This is a genomic window from Streptomyces sp. NBC_01077 (assembly GCF_045162855.1).
In the GTDB taxonomy this organism is placed as follows: domain Bacteria; phylum Actinomycetota; class Actinomycetes; order Streptomycetales; family Streptomycetaceae; genus Streptomyces.
Map to the genome: position 1 here is coordinate 3830807 of NZ_CP108669.1, position 23971 is coordinate 3854777.

A 23971-nucleotide genomic window follows, 5' to 3' on the forward strand; every position below is an offset into this window, starting at 1 on the left:
CGAAACCGTCCTGCCGCGTGCGGTCCCGAGCGTTCGTCGGACTAGGATCGCTCCCCGGCAGCACCTGCCGGGGACCGAGGTGGGGGGAGACGCGGCATGTCGTTCGAAGAGGACTGGGCGGCCGAGAAGGTCGCCGCGGCAGACAGCACCCGGATGCGACTCAATCAGGTGGCCCCGTCAGCCGGGGGCTCGGGTGGGGCCGGTAACGCCGACCTGAGCGTGTCGAGGGACGAGCTCGGCGCCATCGGCGGTGACGCCTACGTCCTGCGTGAACGGCTCGCGAAGGACGGGGACCACGCACGACCGGGGACCTTCGACGCGGCGATCGCGCTGACGAACAGCGACTTCGCCAGCGGCTCGGCGCTGCTCACCGTTCACGACCGCTGGAACACCCAGCTGCGCACCCTTCTCGACGCCTGCGCGCACATCTCCAACCACCTCGACTACTCGGCCGCCTCCCATGCCAGGGAAGAGCAGGACATCGCCGCATCGCTGTCCGTGGCCACCGTCAGCGGGCACTTCTCCTAGAGGCGGAGCCGAACCATGACGGAACCACGATTCGACGACGTCTACCACGCGCCGATGGACAAGCTGAAGACCGCCGTGGACGCCTGGTCGGAGATGACGGGCAAGCTGGACAAGCTGGCCGAGGACGCACGTACGGGCATGCGGACCAAGGCGCACAAGGCCGACTGGCGCGGTGTCAACGCCGAGGTCACCAAGCCCTTCATCGACAAGACCGCGAAGGAGTTCGCGGACGCCGCCGCAGCGGCGAAGGGCATGCACCAGATCCTCTCCGACGGGTACACCACCATCAAGGCGGTGCGCGACGCGCTCAGGCGGATCGTCGAGGAGGAAGCTCCCGCTGCCGGACTGCGGGTCGACAGCGAGGGCAAGGTCAGTGCAGCCGACCCGCTGGCGAACCACTACCGCGAGTGGCACAACGACCCCGACTACGAGGGTGCCGTTCAGCGCGAGAAGGCCAAGATCGTGGCCATGCAGCAGCGCGTCGACAGACTCGTGGAGGACGCGGCGGACGCCGACGACTCGCTCGCGCGGGCGCTGCGGGCCAACAACCCCGACGAGCACGACTTCCGTGCCCCGAAGTACCGGACGCTCGACCAGGAGCAGGCCGACCGGGCCGCCACCCTGATGAAGCAGGTCACCGGCGACGGCGGGACCGCGCGCAATGTGGAAGCCCTGCGCGAGCTGGAGGAAGTGCTCGACGACAACCGCAACGATCCCGAGTTCGCGGTGTCGTTCTACCGGGGAATCGGCCCGGAGGGCACTCTGCAGTCGTACGCGAGGCTGTCCCTCGACTCGACCGGACTCGGCCCCGCGGGACAGGACCGGGCCGCCCTCGTCGCCGGCATCCAGGGCGACATGGGGAACATCCTCGGCCTGGCCACCCAGAAGAGCACTCCCGGGCACCTCGACGCGGCATGGACCGCCGACCTGATGCGGGCGGGCCGCAAGGAGATGGACGTCACCGGCGTCTCCGGTGTCACCTCGCGGGTGTACGGCTACCAGGCACTGGGTGCGCTGCTGCGCGAGGGCACCTACGACACGGAGTTCCTGACCGGCGTCGGCCGGGACATGGTCGCGATGGACCGTAAGGACCCCAAGGCCTGGGAATGGGGTCTGCCGCACAACATGGAGCAGAGGCTCAACCTCGGTGAGGAGGGCGGCAAGGGCTTCTACCCGCTCACCGGCCTGATGGAGGCGCTGAGCAACAACCCGGAGGCGGCCACGGCCTTCTTCAACGAGCCCGTGCGTCAGGACAGCGACGGGGACGGCATCGTCACCAAGGCCGACGACACCGTCGACGGCCAGCAGGGTAAGCCGCAGGGCATGGTCGACTACATGCTCGACCAGAAGCCGGCCGTCGACTGGTACGACGCGCAGTCCCCGGGCGGGGGTGAGGGGGCCCAGGCCGCGGTGGGCGACGCCCTGGAGACCGCCGTCACCCACCGGCCCCCGGGCGACCTCGACGAGACGCCGGTGAAGCACACCCCTGCGATGGCCGACGTCCTGGAGCGGGTCGTGGCCAAGATCGGTGAGAACCCGGAGCTGGTCGTGGAGAAGCCCGGCGACGACCCCGCTCCGCTGCGGGAGCTGTCCGGCCACTTCGGCCGGATGGCGGCCGAGTACATGCCGGACTTCCAGGCGTCGGCGGAGAACGGGGCCGACATGATCAAGCCGTTCGGCGCGGCGGCCGAACTCGACAAGTCCCAGATGGCCCGCTTCCTCGGCGCGGTGGGCCAGGACCCGAGCGCCTACGGCGCGATCACCAGCGCGCAGCAGGCGTACACGACGGCCTTGGTCCACGACGTCCTGACACACCGCTCCGAGCACAGCGAGCTGGACGCGGCCATCAGGAACGCCGTGCACCCGGGCGGCGAGATCGCGGGCATCATGTCGGAGGCACGGGCCCAGGCCGTGCACGAGAACCAGCTCCACGAGGACGAGGAGTTCAACAAGGCCGCGGCGGAGGAGGCGAAGTGGGTCAACCGCGTGATCTCCGCGGCCGGAGCCAAGTACCTGGAGATGCTTCCGCTGGCGGGCGACGTGGTGGGCTGGATCCAGGAGGACGTGACGGCGTCGGTTCTGGAGACGGGTGAGCAGGACAAGGCGGGTGAGTCCCGCCGGGAGTCGTCCGACGGATACAGCCGTGCCGAGAGGGCGGCGAAGGATGCCGCCTCGGCGGCAGTGGCGGCCGCCGCGCGCGGCACGGATCTGAGTGCCACGGACATCAAGGACCTCCAGGGGGCGGCCTCGACGCAGACGGCGTCGGCTCACTCCGTGGGGCGGGACCTTGTGGCCACGGAAAGGGGTCACTAGATGACAAGGCGACGTACGCGGATGGTCGCCGTGGGTGCGGCCGCCCTCGTGGGCGCGGCACTGTTGGGCGGCTGTTCCTCCCCTCCGGAGAAGCGGCGGGCGGAGGTTCCGGCGCGGTTGTGCTGGGACGCGTTCGCGGGTTCGGAGGTGGATCCTTTCCTGCCTGACGGGGAGAGGGTCAGCTCTGATCCACGGACGCCGTTCGAGCTGTACGGAATCAGGAAATCGGCGACCTGTGTCGTCTATCTCGACGGCAACAACCACTTCATGGCCACCGCGCGCCGGCAGCTCGGGGCCTTCGACCTGGACTGGAGTACCTGGGAGAAGGCCGGAGGCACACCGCTCGACGTGGGGGAGCAGGGCCTGATCTGGGACTCCGGGACGGTGACGTACTTCTTCTGCGAGAAGCCCGACTCCCGGGACAAGATCGAACTCAGTCTCGACGGCTCCATCCGCGACGACGTCCCGAAGACCCGACGCCTCCTCACCGAACTGACGAAGAAGTATCTGGCCTTTGCCGAGAAGAAGTTGGGCTGTTCGGTGACTCCGGAAGCGAGTCCTTCGTCGCGGTGACGAACCGCTCCCGCCCGCGCCCCGCCTCACCACCCGACGAGGCCGACCGTCGACCCCGCCGCAGAGTCGTTCGAGGTCACCGGGTGACGACGAGAACCACGGCGAGAGCACCGACGACGCCCACGACCGTGACGGCCACGGCGTGGAACCTCACCGGGGGCCGTCCGTCACCAGGGCGATGTACTCGACCGTGACGGCGAAGGTGTCGTGCCCGGCAGCGACGGCGTGCGCCAGACACTCGACGTTCACGCCCGGCGGCACGGGGGTGGACTGCGTCTCCCGAGTGCACGCGGAACGCCCGGCCGGGAGAACCGGCCGGGCGTTCCGCGCGAACGGACCGGCTACTCCGAAGGCCAGGGCACCTGCGGCGACCGGTAGTAGTCGATGTCCATCGCGTCAAAGCGCGGTGCCTGTTCCGCGAGGCGGACCTTGTACGTCTCCCAGTCGTGGGTCTCCGCCGGCGACCAGCCCAGTTCGGCGATGCCCGGCAGGCGCGGGAAGGCCATCACGTCGAGGTCGTCCGTGGTGGCCAGCGTCTCCGTCCACAGCGGCGCCTCGACGCCCCGGACGGCGCTCTCCGGCGCCCCCGGCAGATAGGTGGCCGGATTCCAGTCGTACGACCTCTGCACCTCGACGTACCCGGCCCAGGCGAGGCCGAGCGGGGTGTCCTTGGTGTACTTCATGTCGAGGTACGTGCGGTCGGCGGGCGACAGGATCAGCCCGGTGCCGCCCCGCGCGGCCGCGGCGACCCGCTCCTTCTCGGCGGCGGGGGTGCGGTCGAGGCCCCAGTACTGGACGAGGGCGCCGGGCGCGGGGGTGGTGCCGGTCAGCTGGTGCCAGGCGACGACCTTCTTGCCGTACTTCGCGACGACCGGCTGCACCTTGTCCATGAAGGTCACGTAGTCCGCGTGGCTGGTGGAGTGCGCCTCGTCGCCGCCGATGTGGATGTACCGGCCGGGGGTGAGCGCGGCGATCTCGCGGATCACGTCGTCGACGAAGTCGTACGTGACGGGCTTCGGCACGCAGAGGGAGCTGAAGCCGACCTTGGTGCCGGTGTAGAGGGGCGGGGCGACGCCGTCGCAGTTGAGCTCGGTGTAGGAGGCGAGGGCCGCGTTGGTGTGGCCCGGCATGTCGATCTCGGGGATCACCTCCTGGTAGCGGGAGGCGGCGTACCGGACGATCTCCTTGTACTGGTCCTTGGTGTAGAAGCCGCCGGGGCCGCCGTCGACCTCGGTGGAGCCGCCGTAGGTGGTGAGGCGGGGCCAGGAGTCGACGGCGATGCGCCAGCCCTGGTCGTCGGAGAGGTGCAGGTGGAGGGTGTTGACCTTGTAGAGCGCGAGCTGGTCGATGTACCGCTTCACCTCGTCGACGGTGAAGAAGTGGCGGGAGACGTCGAGCATGGCGCCCCGGTAGCCGTACCGCGGGGTGTCGGTGATCGTGCCGCCCGCGATCTTCCAGGGCCCGTTCTGGACGCTCTTGCGCTCGACGGCGGAGGGCAGCTGCTGGCGCAGGGTCTGGACGCCGCGGAAGAGTCCCGCGGGTTCGCGGGCGGTGAGGGTGAGGCCGTCGGGTGCGGAGCGGAGCCGGTAGCCCTCGTCGCCGAGTGCGGTGTCGCCGGGGTTGAGGCGGAGCCGGATGCCGCCGAGGGCGGCGTTGTCGTCGACGACGGGCAGCGGGAATCCGGTGGCGGGGCGGAGCAGCCCGGCGAGGTAGCGGCCGAGGTCCCGGGTCTCGCGGTTCGTGGCGTCCACGCCGATGCGGGTGGCGTGGGAGAGGGTGTAGGGCTCGCCCTCGGGGGTGACGGAGGCGGGTACGGGCACGATGCGGCCGAGCGGGCGGACCTCGGGTTCGGCGGCGGCCGTGTCGTTCTTGTCGTCCGTCGTGCTGTCGGCGGCGGCCTCGCCGCAGCCGACGCCGGCGGCGACGACCAGGAGCAGGGATCCGATCAGGCGAGGAATCCTTCGGCGCTGTCTCACAGGCTTGGTCCCCTTCGGGCGTTGGACGCGTCTGTCGACTTGTATATCCGAACCGTCACCATGCGTACCGCCGGGACTCTCATCGGTCAAGGTCTGGACCAAGCCCCTCCATTCGAGGGCGGATCATGACACGCCTGCCCGATATCGGGCAGGATTCTTGCGAAAGGCGCGTAGAACCCCTCAGTATTCACGGGTGCTCGAACGCCGCCCGTCGCACGACGACCTCATCGACCACCTGGTCCGCAGCACCGCGCTCCAGCGCGGTGAGGCCGCCCGGGTGGTGCTCGACGTGCTGGCGTACTTCGACGAGACGACCGAGGAGTTCGTCCGCCGCCGCCACCGCGAACTGCAGTCCGGCGGGGCAGTGAACGCCGAGATCTTCGAACGGATCGCGGCCGAACTGCCGCACCGGGCCGTGGCGCCACCGGAGCTCTCGCTCCGGCAGCTGCGCCGCATCGTCTACGGCTGACACGGCCGAGGGCACGCCGGACCACCCGGACGGCCGAGTACATCCACTGACCTGGAGGGGTTTCACCTTTATGTGCGGAATTGTCGGTTACATCGGAAAGCGCGACGTCGCCCCGCTGCTCCTTGAGGGCCTGGCGCGTCTGGAGTACCGGGGATACGACTCCGCCGGCATGGTCATCACCAGCCCGAAGGCCACCGGCCTGAAGATGGTGAAGGCCAAGGGCCGGGTCCGTGACCTCGAAGCCCGCGTCCCCAAGCGCTTCTCCGGCACCACCGGCATCGCCCACACCCGCTGGGCCACCCACGGCGCCCCCAGCGACGTGAACTCGCACCCGCACCTCGACCCCGAGAACAAGGTCGCCGTCGTCCACAACGGCATCGTCGACAACGCCCAGGAGCTCCGCGCCAAGCTGGAGGCCGACGGCGTCGTCTTCGCCTCCGAGACGGACACCGAGGTCATCACCCACCTCATCGCCCGCTCCCAGGCCGAGAGCCTGGAGGAGAAGGTCCGCGAGGCGCTCAAGGTCATCGAGGGCACCTACGGCATCGCCGTGATGCACGCCGACTTCAACGACCGCATCGTCGTGGCCCGCAACGGCTCGCCGGTCATCCTCGGCATCGGCGAGAAGGAGATGCTGGTCGCCTCCGACGTCGCCGCCCTGATCGCCCACACCCGCCAGGTCGTCACCCTCGACGACGGCGAGATGGCCACCCTCAAGGCCGACGACTTCCGCACGTACACGACCTCGGGCGCGTCCACCACCGCCACCCCGGAGACCGTGGAGTGGGAGGCCGCCTCGTACGACATGGGCGGCCACGACACGTTCATGCACAAGGAGATCTCCGAGCAGCCCGACGCGGTCGACCGCGTGCTGCGCGGCCGCATCGACGACCGCTTCTCCACCGTGCACCTGGGCGGCCTGAACCTGGACCCGCGCGAGGCCCGCACCATCCGCCGGATCAAGATCCTCGGCTGCGGCACCTCGTACCACGCCGGCCTCATCGGCGCCGGGCTCATCGAGTCCATGGCCCGCATCCCCGCCGACGCCGAGCCGGCCTCGGAGTTCCGCTACCGCAACCCGGTCGTGGACCCCGACACCCTCTACATCGCCGTCTCCCAGTCCGGCGAGACCTACGACGTGCTGGCCGCCGTCCAGGAGCTGAAGCGCAAGGGCGCCCGCGTCCTCGGCGTGGTCAACGTGGTCGGCTCCGCCATCGCCCGTGAGGCCGACGGCGGCGTGTACGTCCACGCCGGCCCCGAGGTCTGCGTCGTCTCCACCAAGTGCTTCACCAACACGGTCACCGCGTTCGCGCTGCTCGCCCTGCACCTGGGCCGCATCCGCGACCTGTCCGTCACCGACGGCAAGCGGATCATCGAGGGCCTGCGCAAGCTGCCCGCGCAGATCCAGGAGATCCTCGAGACCGAGGACGAGATCAAGAAGATCGCCGCGGAGTACGCCGGCGCCCAGTCGATGATGTTCATCGGCCGCGTGCGGGGCTACCCCGTCGCCCTGGAGGCCTCCCTGAAGCTCAAGGAGATCTCCTACATCCACGCCGAGGCCTACCCGGCCTCCGAGCTGAAGCACGGCCCGCTCGCCCTCATCGAGCCGGCCCTGCCGACGGTCGCGATCGTCCCCGACGACGACCTCCTCGAGAAGAACCGCGCGGCCCTGGAGGAGATCAAGGCCCGCAGCGGCCGCATCCTCGCGGTCGCGCACCAGGAGCAGGCGAAGGCCGACCACACCATCGTCGTGCCGAAGAACGAGGACGAGCTGGACCCGATCCTGATGGGCATCCCGCTCCAGCTCCTCGCGTACCACACGGCGCTCGCCATGGGCCGCGACATCGACAAGCCGCGCAACCTGGCCAAGTCCGTCACGGTCGAGTAGCAGCGACCTCGGGGCCTGTCCCCCCGAGCCGCGCCGCCGGGCCTGTCCCCCGGCGGTTCGACCGGACACGAAAGCGGTCCCCCGTGCATCCCAGGTGCACGGGGGACCGCTTTCCTTTGTGCCCTACTTTCCTCTGTGCCCTACGGTCAGCTCGCGGCCGCGGCCCCACGGCCCGCGCGGGCCAGGGAGGTCGGCCACCCGGCGACGGCCGCCGTGGCGCCGTACCAGGCGATCAGACCGGCGACGGCCGCCACCCAGCCGCCGGCCTTCGCGAGCCCGCCGTTGTCGGCGAGCGCCCCGATGCCGAGCAGCAGGAGCGCGACGAACAGCAGCCCGTACACGCCCTGTCCGAACAGTCCGCCACCCGAGGCGGCCAGCGTCAGCGTGAGCGCCAGGAGCGCCCACAGGAGCAGGAAGACGCCCACGGCGTCGGCGGAGGCTCCGCCGCCGGCCGCGGTTCCCCAGGTGAACCAGAAGGCGCCGAGCGCCGCGAACGCCGTGCCCTCTCCCTTGTCGCCCGCACGGAGGGCGAGCAGGCCGACGAGGAAGAGCGTCACCCCGCCGACCCAGGTGGCGAGGCCCGCGGCATCCGCTGCCGCGACGTTGTCGATGACACCGGTTCCGCCCAGGCCGAAGGCCAGCAGGGTCAGTCCGAGTGCGAGGTGGCCGAGAGTGGAAGTGGTGTTTCCCGCGGCGACTTCGTTGTTCACGGCGGGCTCCCTTCAAGTGCGCAGGTGTGCTGCGTGAGCTGCTGTGTTCCGGTGACCTTTATGTACCCTTCACAAGCGCACAATTCACCTGAGGAAGGCCGAATTTATGGCGGGATGACGTCAGTTGAGGGAGGGACCTGACGGGTCGTACGGGACGGAAGGGGCGCCGTACGCGTTACGGGATGACGATCACGGGCCGCTGGGCGCGGCGCGCGAGACGCCCGGCCACCGAGCCGAAGATCCGGCCGACGATCCCGTGCGTGGAGCCGACCACGATCGCGTCGGCCGAGTACTCACGGCCGACCTCCTCCAGCTCGTGGCAGATGTCGCCACCGCGCTCGACGAGGATCCAGGGCACCTCGGAGAGGTGCTCGGCGCAGGCCAGCTCAAGGCCGAGGACCTCGGTCCGGTGATCGGGCACGTCGACGAAAACGGGGGGCTCGCAGCCGGCCCACACCGTGGTGGGCAGCCTGTTGGCCACGTGCACGATGATCAGGCCCGAGCCGGAGCGCCTGGCCATGCCGATGGCGTACGCGAGGGCGCGCTCACTGGACATGGATCCGTCGAAGCCGACGACGACCCCGTGCCGGAAGGCCGGGTCGCAGGCGTGACGTGGCTGTTCTACCGCGAGGGGGTCGACCGTGGAATCGGCGACGCGCTTGCGGTCCGCGGGTTCGGGGAATTCGTGACCGGCCATCGGTGTCTCGGCGAAGAGGGTCCTCGTGAGAAGGGACGGGAAACGGAGGGGCGGAACAACGGGTGGCGGCGGAGCTGTGTCCGGGAATCATCTTCCCAAGCCCATACCCCCAAGGGTACGGCGACACTCCTCTCCTGCCCAGAGCCCGCCGTGCCACTCCCCGGCGTGCGCCCCGCTCGCGCGCGGCGTTCCAGGGAGCATGCACGAGCGGCTCGGGATCTGGCAATGCCGGTTGTGCCCTACAGGCGTCCGTACGGGGGCCAAACGGACGTCGCCGAGAGTGACCGCAGGGTTCCGCTTCTCGTTGCCACAGGTCCAGCCCACCGTCGTAGGGAGACCGTCCGTGCCCGCACCATCGACCGCCGCCGGCCAGACCTCCACCGCCCCCGCCGCCGTGCTCGCCGCGCCCCGCGGCCGCCGCCGGGCACCCGTCCTCGCTCCGGCCGGCCCCGCGGACCCGGATCCGGGCAACGACCAGGGAGCGGCGGGGACGGTCCCGCGCGCGGGGGCCGGCGCTGGTGCGGCGGACCAGGCCGGTGACGTCGTCCGCTGGGCGGCCTTCTGCTGCGTGCTGGTCCCGGTGGTCCTGGTCGTCTACGGCACCTCGCTCGGCGGGGCCGCCGGGACGGCGCTCGGCCTCGTCTCGGTGACGGCGGTCTGCCGGGTGCTGCTGCGCCGCTCGGAGCAGGGGATGCGGAGCGAGGCGCCCCGCGGCAGGCGGCGCGGCTAGGGGCACGGCATGCCTCGCGGCAGGCGGCGCGGCTAGGGGCACGGCCCCTAGGGGCAAATCAGCCCGAAACGGGGTCCTGACGGCTCCCGCTCCTCGTGGAGTTGACAGGTTCGTACACGCGATCCCATATGTTTTCAGCCAACTTCCATCTGTCGGCGAGTCCTTGGCGGAACGGTTGCCCAACCCTGGTGCCGGCACCCGAGAATGCCCCGCCCCAAGGGCTCACACCCCCCGCGTACGGGGTGTTCGCCGCACCGCCCCTTCCCTCGGCGGCCGTCGGACGGAAGACTTCGCGATCGATCGCTTCACGCCAAGTGGCCTTGTCGACAATCCATCGGATGGAGAACTTGTCACGCCGGCGCCACAGGACGCAGTAGATTCGATCATGGGTACCGAAGACTGGGGTCTCGTGCAAAACCGAGGGGAAACGTGCAGGAGCGACACGACCAGGGAGACGCGAACACCGAGGGGGGCTTAGCGTCATGAGCCAGGACTCCACCGCACCGGAGGCCGCACGGAAGCTGACCGGGCGCCGCCGTCGCGAAGTCGTCGCGGTGCTGCTGTTCAGTGGCGGCCCCATCTTCGAGAGTTCCATCCCGCTCTCCGTGTTCGGCATCGACCGGCAGGACGCCGGGGTGCCCCGCTACCGGCTGCTCGTCTGTGCGGGCGAGGACGGCCCGCTGCGGACCACCGGTGGACTCGAACTGACCGCGCCGTACGGCCTGGAGGCCATCAGCCGTGCGGGCACCGTCGTCGTCCCGGCCTGGCGGTCGATCACCTCGCCGCCACCGCCGGAGGCGCTCGAAGCGCTGCGCCGCGCCCACGAGGAGGGCGCGCGGATCGTCGGTCTGTGCACCGGGGCGTTCGTCCTCGCCGCGGCCGGCCTGCTCGACGGCCGCCCGGCGACCACGCACTGGATGTACGCGCCGACGCTCGCCAAGCGCTACCCGTCGGTCCATGTGGACCCCCGGGAGCTCTTCGTCGACGACGGGGACGTACTGACGTCCGCCGGCACGGCGGCCGGAATCGATCTGTGTCTGCACATCGTGCGGACCGACCACGGCACGGAGGCCGCGGGCGCCCTGGCGCGCCGGCTGGTCGTCCCGCCGCGGCGCAGCGGCGGTCAGGAGCGCTACCTCGACAGGTCTTTACCTGAGGAGATCGGCGCCGACCCGCTGGCCGAGGTCGTCGCCTGGGCGCTGGAGCACCTCCACGAGCAGTTCGACGTGGAGACCCTGGCTGCGCGCGCGTACATGTCACGGCGGACCTTCGACCGCCGGTTCCGCTCGCTGACCGGTTCGGCCCCGCTCCAGTGGCTGATCACCCAGCGGGTGCTGCAGGCGCAGCGGCTGCTCGAAACCTCCGACTACTCGGTCGACGAGGTCGCGGGCAGGTGCGGCTTCCGCTCCCCGGTGGCGCTGCGCGGCCACTTCCGGCGCCAGCTCGGCTCCTCGCCGGCGGCCTACCGGGCGGCGTACCGTGCGCGGCGGCCGCAGGGTGAGGCCGGTACGGCGGTGCTCGACGCGGTCGTGCCCGCCCAGGTCGCGGCCGGTATCCGGCGCCCGGCGTCCCTGCTGGACCCGGGGAAGCCGCAGTCCGACGTCTACGCTCCGGGGCGCCCGTCGCTGCCGGGCCAGCGCAGCGCGCCGTAACCAGAAGACCGCCGCCGCCACAAGCGGCGCGACGCAGGACCGAAGGGCCCTCGGGGACACCTCCCCCGGGGGCCCTTCGGCCTGCGTCCGCCCGAACCCGCCTCACGCCGCACGGCACCCGACTGGACCACGGGCGCCGCGAGCCCGGCCTGATCGGCGAGACACCCCCTAAGGTGGACGCATGAACGATCGCATGGTGTGGATCGACTGCGAGATGACCGGGCTCTCGCTGACGGACGACGCACTCATCGAGGTGGCCGCACTGGTCACCGACTCGGAACTGAACGTGCTCGGCGACGGAGTGGACATCGTGATCCGCCCGCCGGACGCGGCCCTGGAGACCATGCCCGAGATCGTGCGCCAGATGCACACGGCCTCGGGGCTGCTCGACGCGCTCGCCGGCGGCACCACGCTCGCCGACGCGGAGGCCCAGGTCCTCGCGTACATCCGCGAGCACGTCAAGGAACCCGGCAAGGCACCCCTGTGCGGGAACTCGGTCTCCACGGACCGCGGCTTCCTCGCCCGGGACATGCCCGCCCTGGAGAGCCACCTGCACTACCGGATCGTCGATGTCTCCTCGGTCAAGGAGCTGGCCCGCCGCTGGTACCCGAGGGCGTACTTCAACAGTCCGGAGAAGAACGGCAACCACCGGGCGCTCGCCGACATCCGCGAGTCCATCGCGGAGCTGCGCTACTACCGCGAGGCGGTCTTCGTCCCGCAGCCCGGCCCCGACTCGGAGACCGCGAAGCAGATCGCGGCCCGCCACGTCGTACCGGCCGAATAAACCCCTCCGCGCAGGGCCGCTCGTGCCCGCGATCAAAAGCGGGCGCGAGCACCCTCCAGGACCCTGTAGACTTCTTCTCGGCCGGTCAGGGAAACCTTCGGGAAAACCGCCGGTCATGGTGGGTATAGCTCAGACGGTAGAGCACCTGGTTGTGGTCCAGGATGTCGCGGGTTCGAGTCCCGTTACTCACCCTGTTGACCGAGGCCCTCAGTTCGAAAGAACTGGGGGCCTCGGTCGTTCTCGCATGTCCGGGTGTCACTGCCCCGGTGTGCAGGTGAGGGTCGTCGGAGGCGGGTTGGTGCCGGACCAGGTGCCGTTGAGGCCGAAGGCGGTCGAGCCGGCCGGGGGGATCGTCGCGTTGTACGAGAGGTGGGTGGCCGTCACCTCCGCCGTCGTCTGGGTCACCGTCGCGTTCCAGGCCTGGGTGACCCGCCGGCCCGCGGGCTGGGTCCAGCGGACGGTCCAGCCGTTCAGCGGGGCCGTACCCGTGTTCCTGAGGGTGACCTGGGCCGTGAAGCCGCCCGTCCACTGACTGGTGACGGCGTATGTGACGGAGCACACACCCGGGGTCGGTGGGTTCGCCGGGGCGAGGGTCTCGGCGATCCCGGCGTACGCGGGCTTGGGCCGGAGGTTCTCGTCGTACGGCGTCGCCGCGCCCTGGCCCGGGAAGAAGTCCGGGATCCAGGAGTCCGCGTCGGTGAAACCCCAGACGGTGACGCCCGCGCAGCGGGTGACGGCGAGGCAGGCGCGCAGGACGGAGGCGTAGTCCGCCTTCTGCTGGGCGAGCTTCGCCTCGGTCGCGGGCAGGGCCGTCCTGATGTCGAGTTCGGTGATCGCCACGTCCACGCCGAGGTCGGCGAAGCGGCGCAGGTTGGTCTCCAGGGAGGCGGGGACCTGGCCCAGGACGAGATGGGCCTGGAAGCCGACCCCGTCGACCGGCACGCCCTGCGCGAGGAGCCGCGTCACCAGGGCGTACATGCCGTCGCTCTTCGCGCCGACGGCATCGGTCGAGTAGTCGTTGAGGTAGAGCTTCGCGGCCGGGTCGGCGGCCCGGGCCGCGCGGAAGGCGTCCGCGATGTACGACTCGCCGAGGGCCGCGCCCCAGAGGGACGGGCGCAGGGTGCCGTCCTCGGCGAGGGGTTCGTTGACGACGTCCCAGTGGTCGATCCGGCCCTTGTAGCGGCCGGCCTCGGCGGTGACGTGGTCGGTCATGAGGGTGCGCAGCTGGGCTGCGGTCCAGCTGCCGCTCGTGAGCCAGCCGGGGAGCTGGCTGTGCCAGACGAGGGTGTGGCCGCGCACCCGCTGGCCGTGGGCCTCGGCGAAGGCGACGACGCGGTCCGCGCCGGTCCAGTCGTACGCGCCCCGGGCGGGCTCCACCGCGTCCCATTTCATCTCGTTGCCGGGGGTGAGGGAGCCGAACTGGGCCCCGGCGACGTCCGCGTACCCACCGGTGAGTCTCCCGGCGGTGACGGCGCTGCCGAGGTAGACGCCCCGGGCCTCGGCGAGGTCCCGCAGCGGGGTGTCGGCGGCGGAGGCGGGGGTGGTGGTGAGGACCGCGGCGAGCAGGGCCGCGCCGGTGATCAGGCGGCGGAGCATGTCGTACCTCCGAGGGTGAAGGCGGCCGGTACGGGGTTGGTGCCGGTCCAGGTGCCGGTGAAGCCGAAGGAGGCGGAGGCTCCGGCGGCGACGTGCTGCGCATGGATATCCCGTCGAAGAGCGATGGGAGCGCTCCCACTATTGGGGCGCCACCAGAACACGGTCAAGGTCCGGGAATCGTCGAAGACGTTCGACGGGAGGCGGCGCGGCCGATCGGTCGACGGTGACGGCGGAGGCCCCCCTCGGCGCGCCGCCGGGAAATCGAACTCCTGGGCCACGCTCACCCGTTCGGGCGAGGCGTTGATCCACTTCGCCGTTCACCCTGTTAGCGTCCCTTTATGTCCAATATCCTCACATTTAGCTCTGCTTGGGCAGGGTGACGGCGGATGGGAATCCTGACGGACTCTCCCGAACTCACCCTCTTTCTCTGCCTCGCGGCCGGCTATCTCGTCGGCAAGCTCCGGGTCGGACCCATCACCCTCGGGGGCATCTGCGGCACCCTGATCGTCTCGCTGCTCATCGGCGCCTGGACGAAGGTCACCATCTCCGACGACGTGAAGACGATCTTCTTCGCACTCTTCATCTTCTCGCTCGGTTACATGGCGGGACCGCAGTTCTTCTCCAACCTCAACAGGAAGAGCCTGCGCTTCTTCGCCCTCTGCCTCATCGAGGTCGTCTGCGTCGTCGGTATCGCCCTCGGTCTCGCCGAGGCCTTCGATCTGGACGTCGGCACCGCCGCCGGCATCCTCGCCGGCGCCGCCACCGAGTCGGCCGTCGTCGGTACGGCCACGGAGGCCATCGGCAACCTCTCCGACCTGACGCAGGAGCAGATCACCCAGTACCAGGGGCATGTGGCCACCGCCTACACGGTCTGCTACCTCTTCGGCCTCATCACCATCGTCATCTACACCAGCCAGATCATGCCGATGATGCTGCGGATCAACCTCCGCGACGCCTGCCGCGAGCTGTGGGAGAAGATGCGCGGCTCGGGCGGCGGTCTGGAGTCCGACGAGCGCGAGGCGCTCCCGGGCATGGTCGGCCGGACGTTCCTGGTGACGCTCGCGGACGGCGCCGAGGTCGGTGAGCTCGAACGGCGGCTCGGCGGCCGGGTCACGGTCGAGGCGGTGAAGCGGGGCAGCAAGATCCTCACCCCTCCTCCGCCGGACTTCGAGCTGACCCTCTCCGACCTGGTGCTCACGGTCGGCCGGCGGGCCAACATCATCGAGGCGGGGCGGATCATCGGTCCCGAGACCCCGGCCGTCCCCGGCCTGGACACCCCGCTCGCCACCACCGAGATCTCGCTGACGGACAAGGGCATCGTCGACAAGTCCCTGGACACCCTCGCCAAGGAGCACCCGGAGTTCTCCTCCGGCGGGGTGTACGTGACGGACGTCCTGCGGAACGAGCAGCACCTGCCCGCGACCCCGGAGACCGTCGTCCACCGCGGTGACGTACTCACCCTGGTCGGCTCCCGCTCGGGTCTCGGGAAGATGGCGTCCAAGATCGGCGCGGTCGTGAAGAACGACGCCACGGACTTCATCTACCTGGGTCTCGGCATCGTCTGCGGTTCGCTCCTGGGGCAGGTCGTCGTCACCTTCGGCGACGTCCCCATGTCGCTCGGCACCGGTGGCGGCTGCCTCATCTCCGGCCTGCTCTTCGGCTGGTTCCGCTCCCGGACGCAGACCTTCGGCGCCTTTCCGCCTCAGGCCGCCTCCACCCTCAAGGACATGGGCCTCGCGATCTTCATCGCGTGTACGGGTCTGGTGTCCGGCCCGCAGGCCTGGCCGCTGCTCAAGGAGTACGGGGCGCTGCTGCCGTTCGCGGGGATCGCGATGGTCCTGGTGCCCGCGACGATCTCACTGTTCGTCGGCCGCAAGTTCCTGAAGATCGAGAAACCGGTGCTCATCGGCGCCATCGCCGGCCAGCAGTGCTCGACCCCGGCGATCACCTCGGTGACACAGGTCGCCGAGAGCTCGGTCCCGATGCTCGGCTACACGGTCACGTACACGCTCTCGAACTTCCTGCTTCCGCTGACCGGCCCGCTGCTCGTCGGCATTCTCGGAGCGTGAGAGGACGCCCATGATCGACTTCCTCGACCGGAACATCTTCCAGCCCCACCCCGAGCTGCTGATCTTCATCACCGTCGCGCTCGGCTTCCTCTTCGGCAAGCTCCGCTACAAGGCGATCGCGCTCGGCGCCGTCACCGGCTGCCTGGTGGCCGGACTGCTCCTCGGCGCGCAGTTCGAGGTCACGATCGACGGCACGGTGAAGAACCTCTTCTTCACCATGTTCCTCTTCGCCCTCGGCTACAAGGTCGGCCCCCAGTTCTTCCGCGGCCTGAAGAAGGACGGCCTGCCGCAGGTCCTCAACGCGGTCGTCGTCTGTGTGACGGGCCTCCTCGTCTCATGGGGCTTCGCCGTGATGCTCGGCTACGGCCCCGGGCTCTCCGCCGGCCTGCTCGGCGGCGCGCTCACCCAGTCCGCGGTCATCGGTGTCGCCCAGGACGCCATCGGCAACCTGCCGGGGCTCTCCGCCGACCAGATGAAGAACGAGGAGAACCTGGTCGCGATCGGCTACGCCGTCACGTACCCGCTCGGCACCATCCTCTGCGCCATGCTCCTCGCCAACGTCCTGCCCAAGCTGTACAAGCGGGACCTGGCCGAGGAGTCCGCGCGGCTGGCCAAGGAGCTGGACGCCCCGGGAGACAACCCCGACCTGGCCGAGGGCTACTACGAGGTCGTCCTCCGTGCGTACGAGATGGATCATTCGCCGCTGGTCGGCCGGACCATCGACGACTTCGAGAACCAGCAGAAGGAGCTCGGGCACCGCATCTACATCACCCGGGTGCGGCGCGAGGGACAGGTCCTCGCCCACGACCAGCGGACGGTGCTGCGCTCGGGCGACGTGGTCGCCGTCAGCGCGCTGCGCGGCTCGCTCGTCGACTTCGACGCCCGCACCCGCATCGGTCCCGAGACGGACGACGTGGAGCTGCTCGGCTACGAGACGGAGACCCTGCACGTCGTCGCCTCGAACAAGAAGCAGCTCGGCAGGACCGTCGCCGACCTGCGCCGCGAGCCGTTCATGGTCGGCGTCTACATCGACAAGATCTACCGCTCGGGTGCGGAGTTCCCGTACCGGCTCTCCACGACGCTGGAGCGCGGCGACACGGTGATCCTCACCGGCCCGAAGCGCCTGGTGGACCCGGCGGGCAAGGCGATCGGCAAGCCCGTGCCGACCTCCTTCGCCACCGACATGCTCTGGGTGGGCCTCGGCATCTTCCTCGGCGGCTGCATCGGCATCCCGGCGCTGACCGTGTCGGGCGTGCCGATCTCGCTGTCCACCTCCGGCGGCGCGCTGATCATGGGTCTGGTCTTCGGCTGGATCCGCGGCAAGTACCCGACGTACGGCAATGTGCCGCCCGGGGCCCAGTGGTTCATGGACACCCTCGGGCTCTGCCTCTTCGTCGCGGTCGTCGGCATCAACGCCGGGCCCAGCTTCACCAGCGGCCTCTCGACGGCCGGCTGGGGGCTCCTCGTCTGGGGCGCGGTGGCGACGGTGATCCCGCTGCTCGTGGGCTTCGGCGTCGGCCACTACGTCCAGAAGATCCGCTTCCCGATCCTGATGGGCGTCCTGGCCGGTGGTCAGACGACGACCGCGGCGATCGGCGCGATCAACGAACAGTCCAAGTCCCAGATCCCCACGCTCGGTTACACGATCCCCTACGCGGTGGGCAACGTCCTGCTGACCATCTGGGGCGCCGTGATCGTCATCCTCAACCACTGAGCCGCAGCCCTCTCGTACGTAAGGAAGTCACCGTGCCCAAGACCACCTTCACCCGCGAGGAGATCCAGTCCTTCGCGCAGCTCTCGCCGTTCGAGCTGAAGGACAAGTTCATCCAGATCGCGCAGGCCGCGCAGGCCGACAAGCCCGGCCAGAAGGAGAAGTCGCAGGCCCAGATGCTCAACGCGGGCCGCGGCAACCCGAACTGGGTCGCCACCGGGCCCCGCGAGGCCTTCTTCGCGCTCGGCTACTTCTCCCTCTCCGAGTCGCGCCGCGTCTGGACCGCCGACAACCTCGGCGGCATGCCCGAACTCCGGGGCGCCGGCGACCGCTTCGACACCTTCGTACGGCGGCACCCGGACCTGCCCGGGATCGAACTGCTGCAGAGCTGTGTGGAGTACGCGGTCGAGCGCTTCGGCTTCGACAAGGACGCGTTCGTGCACGAGCTGACCGACAGCACGATCGGCGACAACTACCCCGTACCGGACCGGATCCTGCCGCACACCGAGCAGATCGTGCGCGGCTACGTGAACGACGAGATGTTCGGCGGGCGGCCGCCCGCCGGGAACATGTCGCTCTTCGCGACCGAGGGCGGCACGGCCGCCATGTGCTACATCTTCGACTCCCTGTTGAAGAACGGGATCCTGAAGAAGGGCGACCGGATCGCCCTGATGGTGCCGGTCTTCACCCCGTACATCGAGATCCCCGAGCTCGACACGTACGACTTCGACGTCGTGAACGTCAACGCGAGTCTCTTCGCGGAGACGGGCGTGCGCGAGTGGCGCTACCCGACCGAGGAGGTCGCCAAGCTGGCGGACCCCTCGGTGAAGATGGTCTGCGTCGTGAACCCGTCGAACCCGCCGTCCCTGGCACTGAGCGAGCGGGTCACGAACCAGATCAAGGACATCGTCGCCACCACGAACCCGAACCTGCTGCTCGTCACGGACGACGTGTACGGCACCTTCGTCGAGGGCTTCCGCTCGCTCGCCGCCGACCTGCCGCGCAACACGCTCCTCGTCTACTCGTACTCCAAGCACTACGGCTGCACCGGCCACCGGCTCGGCGTCATCGGCCTCCACGACGACAACGTCATCGACGAGATGATCGCGAACCTGCCGCAGGACGTGAAGGCGCGCCTGAGCAAGCGGTACGGAACGCTCTCCCTGGAGCCGGAGAGGATCCGCTTCGTCGACCGTCTGGTCGCCGACTCCCGCCAGGTCGCCCTCAACCACACGGCCGGGCTCTCGCTCCCCCAGCAGGTCATGATGTCGCTGTTCTCGCTCTTCGACCTGCTCCCCGAGGGCCAGGCGTACAAGGAGAAGATCCGCGGCATCGTGCGCCAGCGCCTCGACCTGCTCCTCGAAGGCGCCCAGATGAAGATCGCCGAGGACCCGAAGCGGGCCGGGTACTACATCGAGCTCGACCTGCTCGCGGAGGCCGAGCGGGTGCACGGGAAGGACTTCGCCGACTTCCTGGAGAAGAACTACGAGCCGGTCGACCCGCTGTTCCGTCTCGCCGAGCAGACCAGCGTCGTCCTCCTCAACGGCGGCGGCTTCGACGGCCCCCAGTGGTCGGTCCGGGTGTCGCTCGCCAACCTCGACGACCTGGACTACCTGAAGATCGGCCACCATCTGCGGGCGATCTTCAACGACTACGCGGAGGAGTGGAGGGTCTCCCGGGCCTGACGGCCGACGGGCACAGGGGTGCGCGCCCCGGCCGGGAGGTGGGGTGGCCCGGCCGGGGCGCGCGGTGTGGGGGGCGCGATGGCTCCTGGGGTGGGACGTACGGAGTGGGGCGTGCGGGATGGGCTACTTGTAGGCGGCGAAGGCCTTCGTGAAGGCCAGCGGCTGCTGGAGGATCGAGGAGCAGGTGGCGTCCGCGTAGTTCACCGCGCCGGCCGCGCACTGCTTGTCCCGGGTCGAGGACCACATCGACAGCCAGCCGATCCCCTTCGACTTCGCGAAGTCGACGAGCTGGGTGGCGTCGTCGACCTTGAAGATCTCGCTGGCGACGTCGTTGACGCCGATCATCGGGGTGACGGCGACGGCCTTCCAGGCGGCCGCGTCGGAGAGCCCGAGGACACCCTTGATCTGGGCCTGTGTCGCGGTCGCGGCCTGGATCGCGTACGTGCCCATGTCGGCGCTGTAGGCCGGCCCGTAGTCCATCGCCATGATGTTGACGGCGTCGATACGGACCCCGTTCCGCTTGGCGTCGGCGAGCAGGTCGACGCCCGGCTGGGTCAGGCCCTCGGGCATGACCGGCAGGGTGAAGGAGACGTTCAGGCCGGGGTGGGACTTCTGGAGCTGGGCGATCGCCTGCGAGCGGCGGGTGTTGGCGGCGGTGTCCGGCAGGGCGGCGCCCTCGACGTCGAAGTCGACCTTGGTGAGCTTGTACTGGTCGATGACCTTGCCGTACGCGGCGGCGAGCGCCGAGGAGGACGAGCAGTTCAGGGCCAGCTCGTGACCGGCGGCGCCGCCGAAGGAGACCCGGACGTCCCCGCCCTTGGCGCGCAGGGCGCCTATCTGGGCGGCGACCTTGTCGTTCGCCAGGTCGGTGACCCCGCCCCACAGCGGGGCGCAGGAGCCGCCGGAGGTGATGAAGGCGAGGTTGAACTCCTTCACGCCGGTGGCGTCGGCGGTCGCGAGCAGGTCGTACGTCGGGTAGAGCGAGGTGTCGACGTACGGGGCGTACTGGGCGGCCGTGACGGGGGCGCCGGTCGCGGTCGCCGTGGGCGTCGGGGTGGGGGTGGGGGTGGCGGTGGGTGTGGGCGCCGTGGTCGCGGTGGCGGTCGGCCTGGGGCTCGTGGTGGCCGTGGCCGTCGGCTTGGGCGTCGCGGTGGCCGAGGGGGAGGCCGTGGCGGTGGGCTGCTCGGTGGGGCGGCCGCTGGGGGTGGGGGCGGTGCCTCCGGCGGAGCAGGTCGCCTTGTTGATGAGGCAGTTGGCGGGGTCGCCGGCCTGCCCGGCGGCGGAGGTGACGAATCCGACGGTGACGGACTGGCCGGGGGCGAGCTGCTTGTTCCAGCTCGCGGGCTTCACGGTGACGTGGCTGCCGGAGACGGTGTGCTCGCCGTTCCAGAGGCTGCCGATGGTCGTCCCGGCCGGGAGGTCGAACTCCAGGGTCCAGTCGGACTGGGCGGCGGAGGTCTCGTTGGTGACGACGTACTGGCCGGTGTAGCCACCGGTCCAGGAGCTGGTCCTGGTGTACGCGGCGCCGACCGCTGCGGCCTGGGCCGTGCCGGTGAGCACGAACGCGGCGCCGCCGACGACCGCCGCGGCGACGACCGCTCCGACGACCTTGGTCCTGGTGCTCGCCCTGCGCCGGTGCGAACTGGTGCCCATCGCGTGCCTGCCTCTGCGTGCTGGGGGTGGGGTGGGGGTGCGGCAGCACGCTAGCGACCGGAGAACGGACAAAAAGGCGTCCGGGGGCGCGGGCGGGGATCCTTAGGGTCCGCTTAAGGAGGGCATCGGAACCACGAAAGGTTGGGGGGCTGGGGGCGGCTCAGCCTTCGGCGGCCCGGCGGGTGCCCGTGCCGCCGCGTCGGCGGCGGGGCGGGCGGTGACCCCTGCGGCCGGCCGCGCCGCCCGTGCGGCGCCCGTCGAGGCCGATCCAGATCCTGACCTCCGTACCGCCGAGGACCGAGTGCCCGATGCGGACGTCGCCGCCGGTGACCTCCGCCATCCGCCGCACGATGTCCAGGCCGAGGCCCGTGGAGCCGTCCCGGGCCCCGCTGTTGCCCCGGGCGAGCGCGGCGGCGGGGTCGGCGATGCCGGGGCCCGCGTCGGAGACGAGGACGATGACGGCGTCGTCGCCGTTGTGGACGTCGATCGAGAAGGCCGTGCCCTCGGGGGTGTGCCGGAAGACGTTGCCGAGCAGGGCGTCGAGCGCGGCGACGAGTTCGGGGCGGGCGACCGGGATGCGGACCGGGCGCTCGACGCCCGCGACCCGGACCCGGCGGCCCTCGTCCTCGGCGAGCGCCGACCAGAACTCCATCCGGTCGCGCACCACTTCGGCGGCGTCGCAGCCCGCGCCGGGCCCGGTCGCCTGGGTCTGCGGCTTCGCGTCCCGGGCGGTCCGGATGATGATGTCGACCTCGCGCTCCAGCTGCTCGACGGCCGCGCGGGTCTGTTCGGCAGCCGGACCGGAGCCCAGCGAGGCCGCGTTGAGCCGGAGCACGGTGAGCGGGGTGCGCAGCCGGTGGGAGAGGTCGGCGGCCAGTTCCCGTTCGTTGGTGAGGAGTTGGACGACCTGGTCGGCCATGGAGTTGAACGCGACGGCGGCCGACTTGAGTTCGGGCGGGCCCTCCTCGGGGACCCGCGCGCCGAGCTTGCCCTCGCCGAGGTCGTGGGCGGCGCCCGCGAGCCGCTGGGCGGGCTGGACCATCCGGACGCCGAGCCGGTCGGCGACGGCGACGGAGCCGACGATCAGGGCGATGCCGACCCCTGCGAGGACCAGCCAGGCGGTGGCGACACCGTTGGACACCTCGCCCTCGGGGACGAAGAGTTCGACGACGGCGACCTTGCCGCTGCTGAGCGCGGTGGGCTGGAGCAGCGCGAAGCCGCCCGGGACCTCGGCGATGGACGCCCGGCCGAGCCGGCGGGTGGCGGAGAGCTCCTCCTCGCCGGCCCGCCGGGTGCCGATCTCCAGGCCCGTGTCGCCGGGTTCCGCGGCGGGCACGTGGACGGCGAGCCGCCCGGCCGCCCCGTCCTCGGTGGTGGCGACGGCCTTGTCGAGTTCGTCGCGGTCGGTGGTGATGGCGAGCACGGGGGCGAGGCCGGCGGCCCGCCGTTCGGCGTTGGAGAAGGCCCGGTCGCGGGCCATCTCCTTGACGACGAGCCCGAGGGGGACGGCGAAGGCGACGACGACCATGGCGGTGACGGCGAGCGACACCTTGACGAGCGCCCATCTCACGGCTGCGGCTCCCGGGGCGGCTCCAGCTTCACGCCGACCCCGCGCAGGGTGTGCAGATAGCGGGGGCGGGCGGCCGTTTCACCCAATTTCCGCCGTAGCCATGACAGATGTACGTCGATGGTCTGGTCGTCCCCGTACGACTGCTGCCACACCTCGGCGAGCAGCTCCTTGCGCGGGACGACGACTCCGGGCCGCCCGGCGAGGAACGCGAGCAGGTCGAACTCGCGCCGGGTGAGGTCCAGGGGCGCCCCGTCGAGCTCCGCCTGACGGCGCAGCGGGTCGACGGTGAGCCCGCCGACCTGGATCGCCCTGGACGGCGGCGCCTCGCCGGCGGCGGACCGGGCCCGGCGCAGGACGGCGGCCATCCGGGCGGACAGGTGGTCGACCGAGAAGGGCTTCACGAGGTAGTCGTCGGCCCCGGCGTGGAGGAGCCGTACGATCTCCGCCTCGTCGTCCCGGGCGGTCGCGATGATCACCGGTACGTCGGTGATTCCGCGCAGCATCTTGAGCGCCTCGGACCCGTCCAGGTCGGGCAGTCCGAGGTCCAGGATGACCACGTCGAAACGGAAATGGGCGACCTCGCGCAACGCCTCCAGAGCCGTACCGACGCTCCGTACCGTGTGGGAGGCCTCGGAGAGCTGGCGGATGAGGGCGGAGCGCACGAACTGGTCGTCCTCGACCACGAGCACACTTGCCATGGGCCGCACCGTACGCCATTCGGGGGAATGTGAAGGAGGGGAGCACCCTCCGGTGGGGGTCCGCCGGGAGTGGTGCAGTATGGCCCCGATGCGAAGAGGACTCGTTCACGCCCTGGCCTGGTCGCTCGCCACCGGCGCGGCGGTCACCCTGTCCTGGTGGGGAGTGCACACGGTGCTGTCCGGCACGGTGTACGACCCCCCGCGGGCACTGCCCCTCCCGGCCGGCAGTGCCGACGAACCGGTCACGGCCGGCAGCGATCCGCTGTCCTCCTCGACCCGGCGGCCCCGGACCGTCGAGCCCACCGGGTCCGTCACGAAGAAGCCCACGCCGAGCGGTGACCGTTCGGCCCCGTCCACCCCGTCGGCGCCCCCGTCACGGACGACGAAGCCGACGCCGCAGGCTCCCCCCGCCACCGCTCCCCCCACGGACTCGAACGTGAAGAGCTACACCGTGGACGGCGGCCGGGTGACCTTCGACCTGGGCGCGACCTCGGCCGAGCTGGTCTCGGCGATCCCCGCCTCCGGCTGGCAGATGCAGGTGTGGAAGCAGCCGAGCTGGATCCGGGTCACGTTCACGGCGGACGGCCGCGAGCTGTCCGTCTTCTGCGTCTGGCACGACACCGCGCCCCGCGTGGAGATCGACGACCGCGCGGTCTGACCCGGCGACCG

General features: G+C 70.6%; 20 protein-coding genes and 1 tRNA gene. 13 read left to right on the forward strand and 8 right to left on the reverse strand.

Annotation, left to right across the window (positions count from 1 at the left end; genetic code table 11):
• The first annotated feature begins 96 nt into the window (after positions 1-96).
• From OG462_RS17045 to OG462_RS17055, 3 genes are read left to right on the forward strand one after another with little or no spacing between them, the layout of a single operon-like run.
• Entirely contained in the window at positions 97-528 is a 432-nt protein-coding gene (locus OG462_RS17045; RefSeq protein ID WP_406058454.1) for a hypothetical protein, read from the forward strand.
• Positions 529-543: 15 nt separating this feature from the next.
• Complete coding sequence (locus tag OG462_RS17050; RefSeq protein ID WP_406058455.1) at positions 544-2841, forward strand: hypothetical protein; 2298 nt, start codon at positions 544-546, stop codon at positions 2839-2841.
• Positions 2842-3414, forward strand: coding sequence for a hypothetical protein (locus OG462_RS17055; RefSeq protein WP_406058457.1), 573 nt, complete (start codon positions 2842-2844; stop codon positions 3412-3414). It abuts the gene before it with no gap.
• Between the two features lie 341 nt (positions 3415-3755).
• Here OG462_RS17055 and OG462_RS17060 read toward each other — a convergent pair whose 3' ends face one another.
• Positions 3756-5390, reverse strand: a complete 1635-nt coding sequence (locus tag OG462_RS17060) for a beta-N-acetylhexosaminidase (protein WP_406058458.1) — start codon at positions 5388-5390, stop codon at positions 3756-3758.
• A gap of 193 nt (positions 5391-5583) precedes the next feature.
• On the opposite strand from OG462_RS17060, the gene OG462_RS17065 reads away from it, so the two are divergent.
• Both OG462_RS17065 and glmS read left to right on the forward strand, forming a co-directional pair.
• The gene (locus OG462_RS17065) at positions 5584-5859 is read left to right on the forward strand and encodes a hypothetical protein (RefSeq protein ID WP_030210307.1); all 276 of its coding nucleotides are present in this window, start codon (positions 5584-5586) and stop codon (positions 5857-5859) included.
• 70 nt (positions 5860-5929) lie between these two features.
• Positions 5930-7747: a glutamine--fructose-6-phosphate transaminase (isomerizing) gene (gene glmS / locus OG462_RS17070; RefSeq protein ID WP_406058460.1), complete on the forward strand. Its 1818-nt coding sequence runs from the start codon at positions 5930-5932 to the stop codon at positions 7745-7747.
• 146 nt (positions 7748-7893) lie between these two features.
• Here the strand turns inward: glmS and OG462_RS17075 are convergent, their stop codons facing one another.
• Positions 7894-8457, reverse strand: a complete 564-nt coding sequence (locus OG462_RS17075; protein WP_406058462.1) for a GPR1/FUN34/YaaH family transporter — start codon at positions 8455-8457, stop codon at positions 7894-7896.
• 175 nt (positions 8458-8632) lie between these two features.
• Positions 8633-9154: a universal stress protein gene (locus tag OG462_RS17080; protein WP_055643330.1), complete on the reverse strand. Its 522-nt coding sequence runs from the start codon at positions 9152-9154 to the stop codon at positions 8633-8635.
• Between the two features lie 343 nt (positions 9155-9497).
• On the opposite strand from OG462_RS17080, the gene OG462_RS17085 reads away from it, so the two are divergent.
• The 4 genes from OG462_RS17085 (at position 9498) to OG462_RS17100 (ending at position 12511) form a co-directional block, all read left to right on the forward strand.
• Positions 9498-9884 (forward strand): hypothetical protein, encoded by a 387-nt coding sequence (locus OG462_RS17085; protein WP_406058464.1) that lies wholly within the window; start codon positions 9498-9500, stop codon positions 9882-9884.
• A 482-nt stretch (positions 9885-10366) separates the two neighbouring features.
• The gene (locus OG462_RS17090) at positions 10367-11536 is read left to right on the forward strand and encodes a helix-turn-helix domain-containing protein (RefSeq protein ID WP_406058466.1); all 1170 of its coding nucleotides are present in this window, start codon (positions 10367-10369) and stop codon (positions 11534-11536) included.
• A gap of 181 nt (positions 11537-11717) precedes the next feature.
• On the forward strand, positions 11718-12320 hold the full coding sequence (gene orn, locus OG462_RS17095) for an oligoribonuclease (protein WP_015033785.1): 603 nt from the start codon (positions 11718-11720) through the stop codon (positions 12318-12320).
• Between the two features lie 118 nt (positions 12321-12438).
• Positions 12439-12511 (forward strand) — tRNA-His (locus tag OG462_RS17100).
• Positions 12512-12575: 64 nt separating this feature from the next.
• Here the strand turns inward: OG462_RS17100 and OG462_RS17105 are convergent.
• The gene (locus OG462_RS17105; protein WP_406058468.1) at positions 12576-13916 is read right to left on the reverse strand and encodes an endo-1,4-beta-xylanase; all 1341 of its coding nucleotides are present in this window, start codon (positions 13914-13916) and stop codon (positions 12576-12578) included.
• A complete protein-coding gene (locus tag OG462_RS17110; RefSeq protein WP_406058470.1) occupies positions 13901-14200 on the reverse strand; it encodes a cellulose binding domain-containing protein in 300 nt (99 codons plus the stop codon). The genes OG462_RS17105 and OG462_RS17110 overlap by 16 nt, the downstream gene beginning before the upstream one ends.
• A 102-nt stretch (positions 14201-14302) precedes the next feature.
• Here OG462_RS17110 and aspT (OG462_RS17115) point away from each other — a divergent pair, with 102 nt between their 5' ends.
• From aspT (OG462_RS17115) to OG462_RS17125, 3 genes are read left to right on the forward strand one after another with little or no spacing between them, the layout of a single operon-like run.
• Positions 14303-15985, forward strand: a complete 1683-nt coding sequence (aspT, locus tag OG462_RS17115) for an aspartate-alanine antiporter (protein WP_406058472.1) — start codon at positions 14303-14305, stop codon at positions 15983-15985.
• 10 nt (positions 15986-15995) lie between these two features.
• A complete protein-coding gene (aspT, locus tag OG462_RS17120) occupies positions 15996-17699 on the forward strand; it encodes an aspartate-alanine antiporter (protein ID WP_406058474.1) in 1704 nt (567 codons plus the stop codon).
• 32 nt (positions 17700-17731) lie between these two features.
• Positions 17732-19381, forward strand: a complete 1650-nt coding sequence (locus tag OG462_RS17125) for a bifunctional aspartate transaminase/aspartate 4-decarboxylase (RefSeq protein WP_406058476.1) — start codon at positions 17732-17734, stop codon at positions 19379-19381.
• Between the two features lie 123 nt (positions 19382-19504).
• Here the strand turns inward: OG462_RS17125 and OG462_RS17130 are convergent, their stop codons facing one another.
• The 3 genes from OG462_RS17130 to OG462_RS17140 form a co-directional block, all read right to left on the reverse strand.
• On the reverse strand, positions 19505-21034 hold the full coding sequence (locus OG462_RS17130) for a cellulose binding domain-containing protein (protein WP_406058478.1): 1530 nt from the start codon (positions 21032-21034) through the stop codon (positions 19505-19507).
• A gap of 160 nt (positions 21035-21194) precedes the next feature.
• The gene (locus OG462_RS17135; protein WP_406058480.1) at positions 21195-22604 is read right to left on the reverse strand and encodes an ATP-binding protein; all 1410 of its coding nucleotides are present in this window, start codon (positions 22602-22604) and stop codon (positions 21195-21197) included.
• A complete protein-coding gene (locus OG462_RS17140) occupies positions 22601-23302 on the reverse strand; it encodes a response regulator transcription factor (RefSeq protein ID WP_406058482.1) in 702 nt (233 codons plus the stop codon). The genes OG462_RS17135 and OG462_RS17140 overlap by 4 nt, the downstream gene beginning before the upstream one ends.
• Positions 23303-23381: 79 nt before the next feature.
• On the opposite strand from OG462_RS17140, the gene OG462_RS17145 reads away from it, so the two are divergent.
• Positions 23382-23960 (forward strand): hypothetical protein, encoded by a 579-nt coding sequence (locus OG462_RS17145; protein ID WP_406058484.1) that lies wholly within the window; start codon positions 23382-23384, stop codon positions 23958-23960.
• The last annotated feature ends 11 nt before the right edge of the window (positions 23961-23971 follow it).

Bases quoted from the DNA above. Each gene is read 5' to 3' on its own strand.
- OG462_RS17045 (WP_406058454.1), top strand. From the start codon at position 97: ATGTCGTTCGAAGAGGACTGGGCGGCCGAGAAGGTCGCCGCGGCAGAC.
- OG462_RS17050 (WP_406058455.1), top strand. From the start codon at position 544: ATGACGGAACCACGATTCGACGACGTCTACCACGCGCCGATGGACAAG.
- OG462_RS17055 (WP_406058457.1), top strand. From the start codon at position 2,842: ATGACAAGGCGACGTACGCGGATGGTCGCCGTGGGTGCGGCCGCCCTC.
- glmS (WP_406058460.1), top strand. From the start codon at position 5,930: ATGTGCGGAATTGTCGGTTACATCGGAAAGCGCGACGTCGCCCCGCTG.
- OG462_RS17080 (WP_055643330.1), bottom strand. From the start codon at position 9,154: ATGGCCGGTCACGAATTCCCCGAACCCGCGGACCGCAAGCGCGTCGCC.
- OG462_RS17090 (WP_406058466.1), top strand. From the start codon at position 10,367: ATGAGCCAGGACTCCACCGCACCGGAGGCCGCACGGAAGCTGACCGGG.
- orn (WP_015033785.1), top strand. From the start codon at position 11,718: ATGAACGATCGCATGGTGTGGATCGACTGCGAGATGACCGGGCTCTCG.
- OG462_RS17105 (WP_406058468.1), bottom strand. From the start codon at position 13,916: ATGCTCCGCCGCCTGATCACCGGCGCGGCCCTGCTCGCCGCGGTCCTC.
- aspT (WP_406058472.1), top strand. From the start codon at position 14,303: ATGGGAATCCTGACGGACTCTCCCGAACTCACCCTCTTTCTCTGCCTC.
- aspT (WP_406058474.1), top strand. From the start codon at position 15,996: ATGATCGACTTCCTCGACCGGAACATCTTCCAGCCCCACCCCGAGCTG.
- OG462_RS17130 (WP_406058478.1), bottom strand. From the start codon at position 21,034: ATGGGCACCAGTTCGCACCGGCGCAGGGCGAGCACCAGGACCAAGGTC.
- OG462_RS17140 (WP_406058482.1), bottom strand. From the start codon at position 23,302: ATGGCAAGTGTGCTCGTGGTCGAGGACGACCAGTTCGTGCGCTCCGCC.
- OG462_RS17145 (WP_406058484.1), top strand. From the start codon at position 23,382: ATGGCCCCGATGCGAAGAGGACTCGTTCACGCCCTGGCCTGGTCGCTC.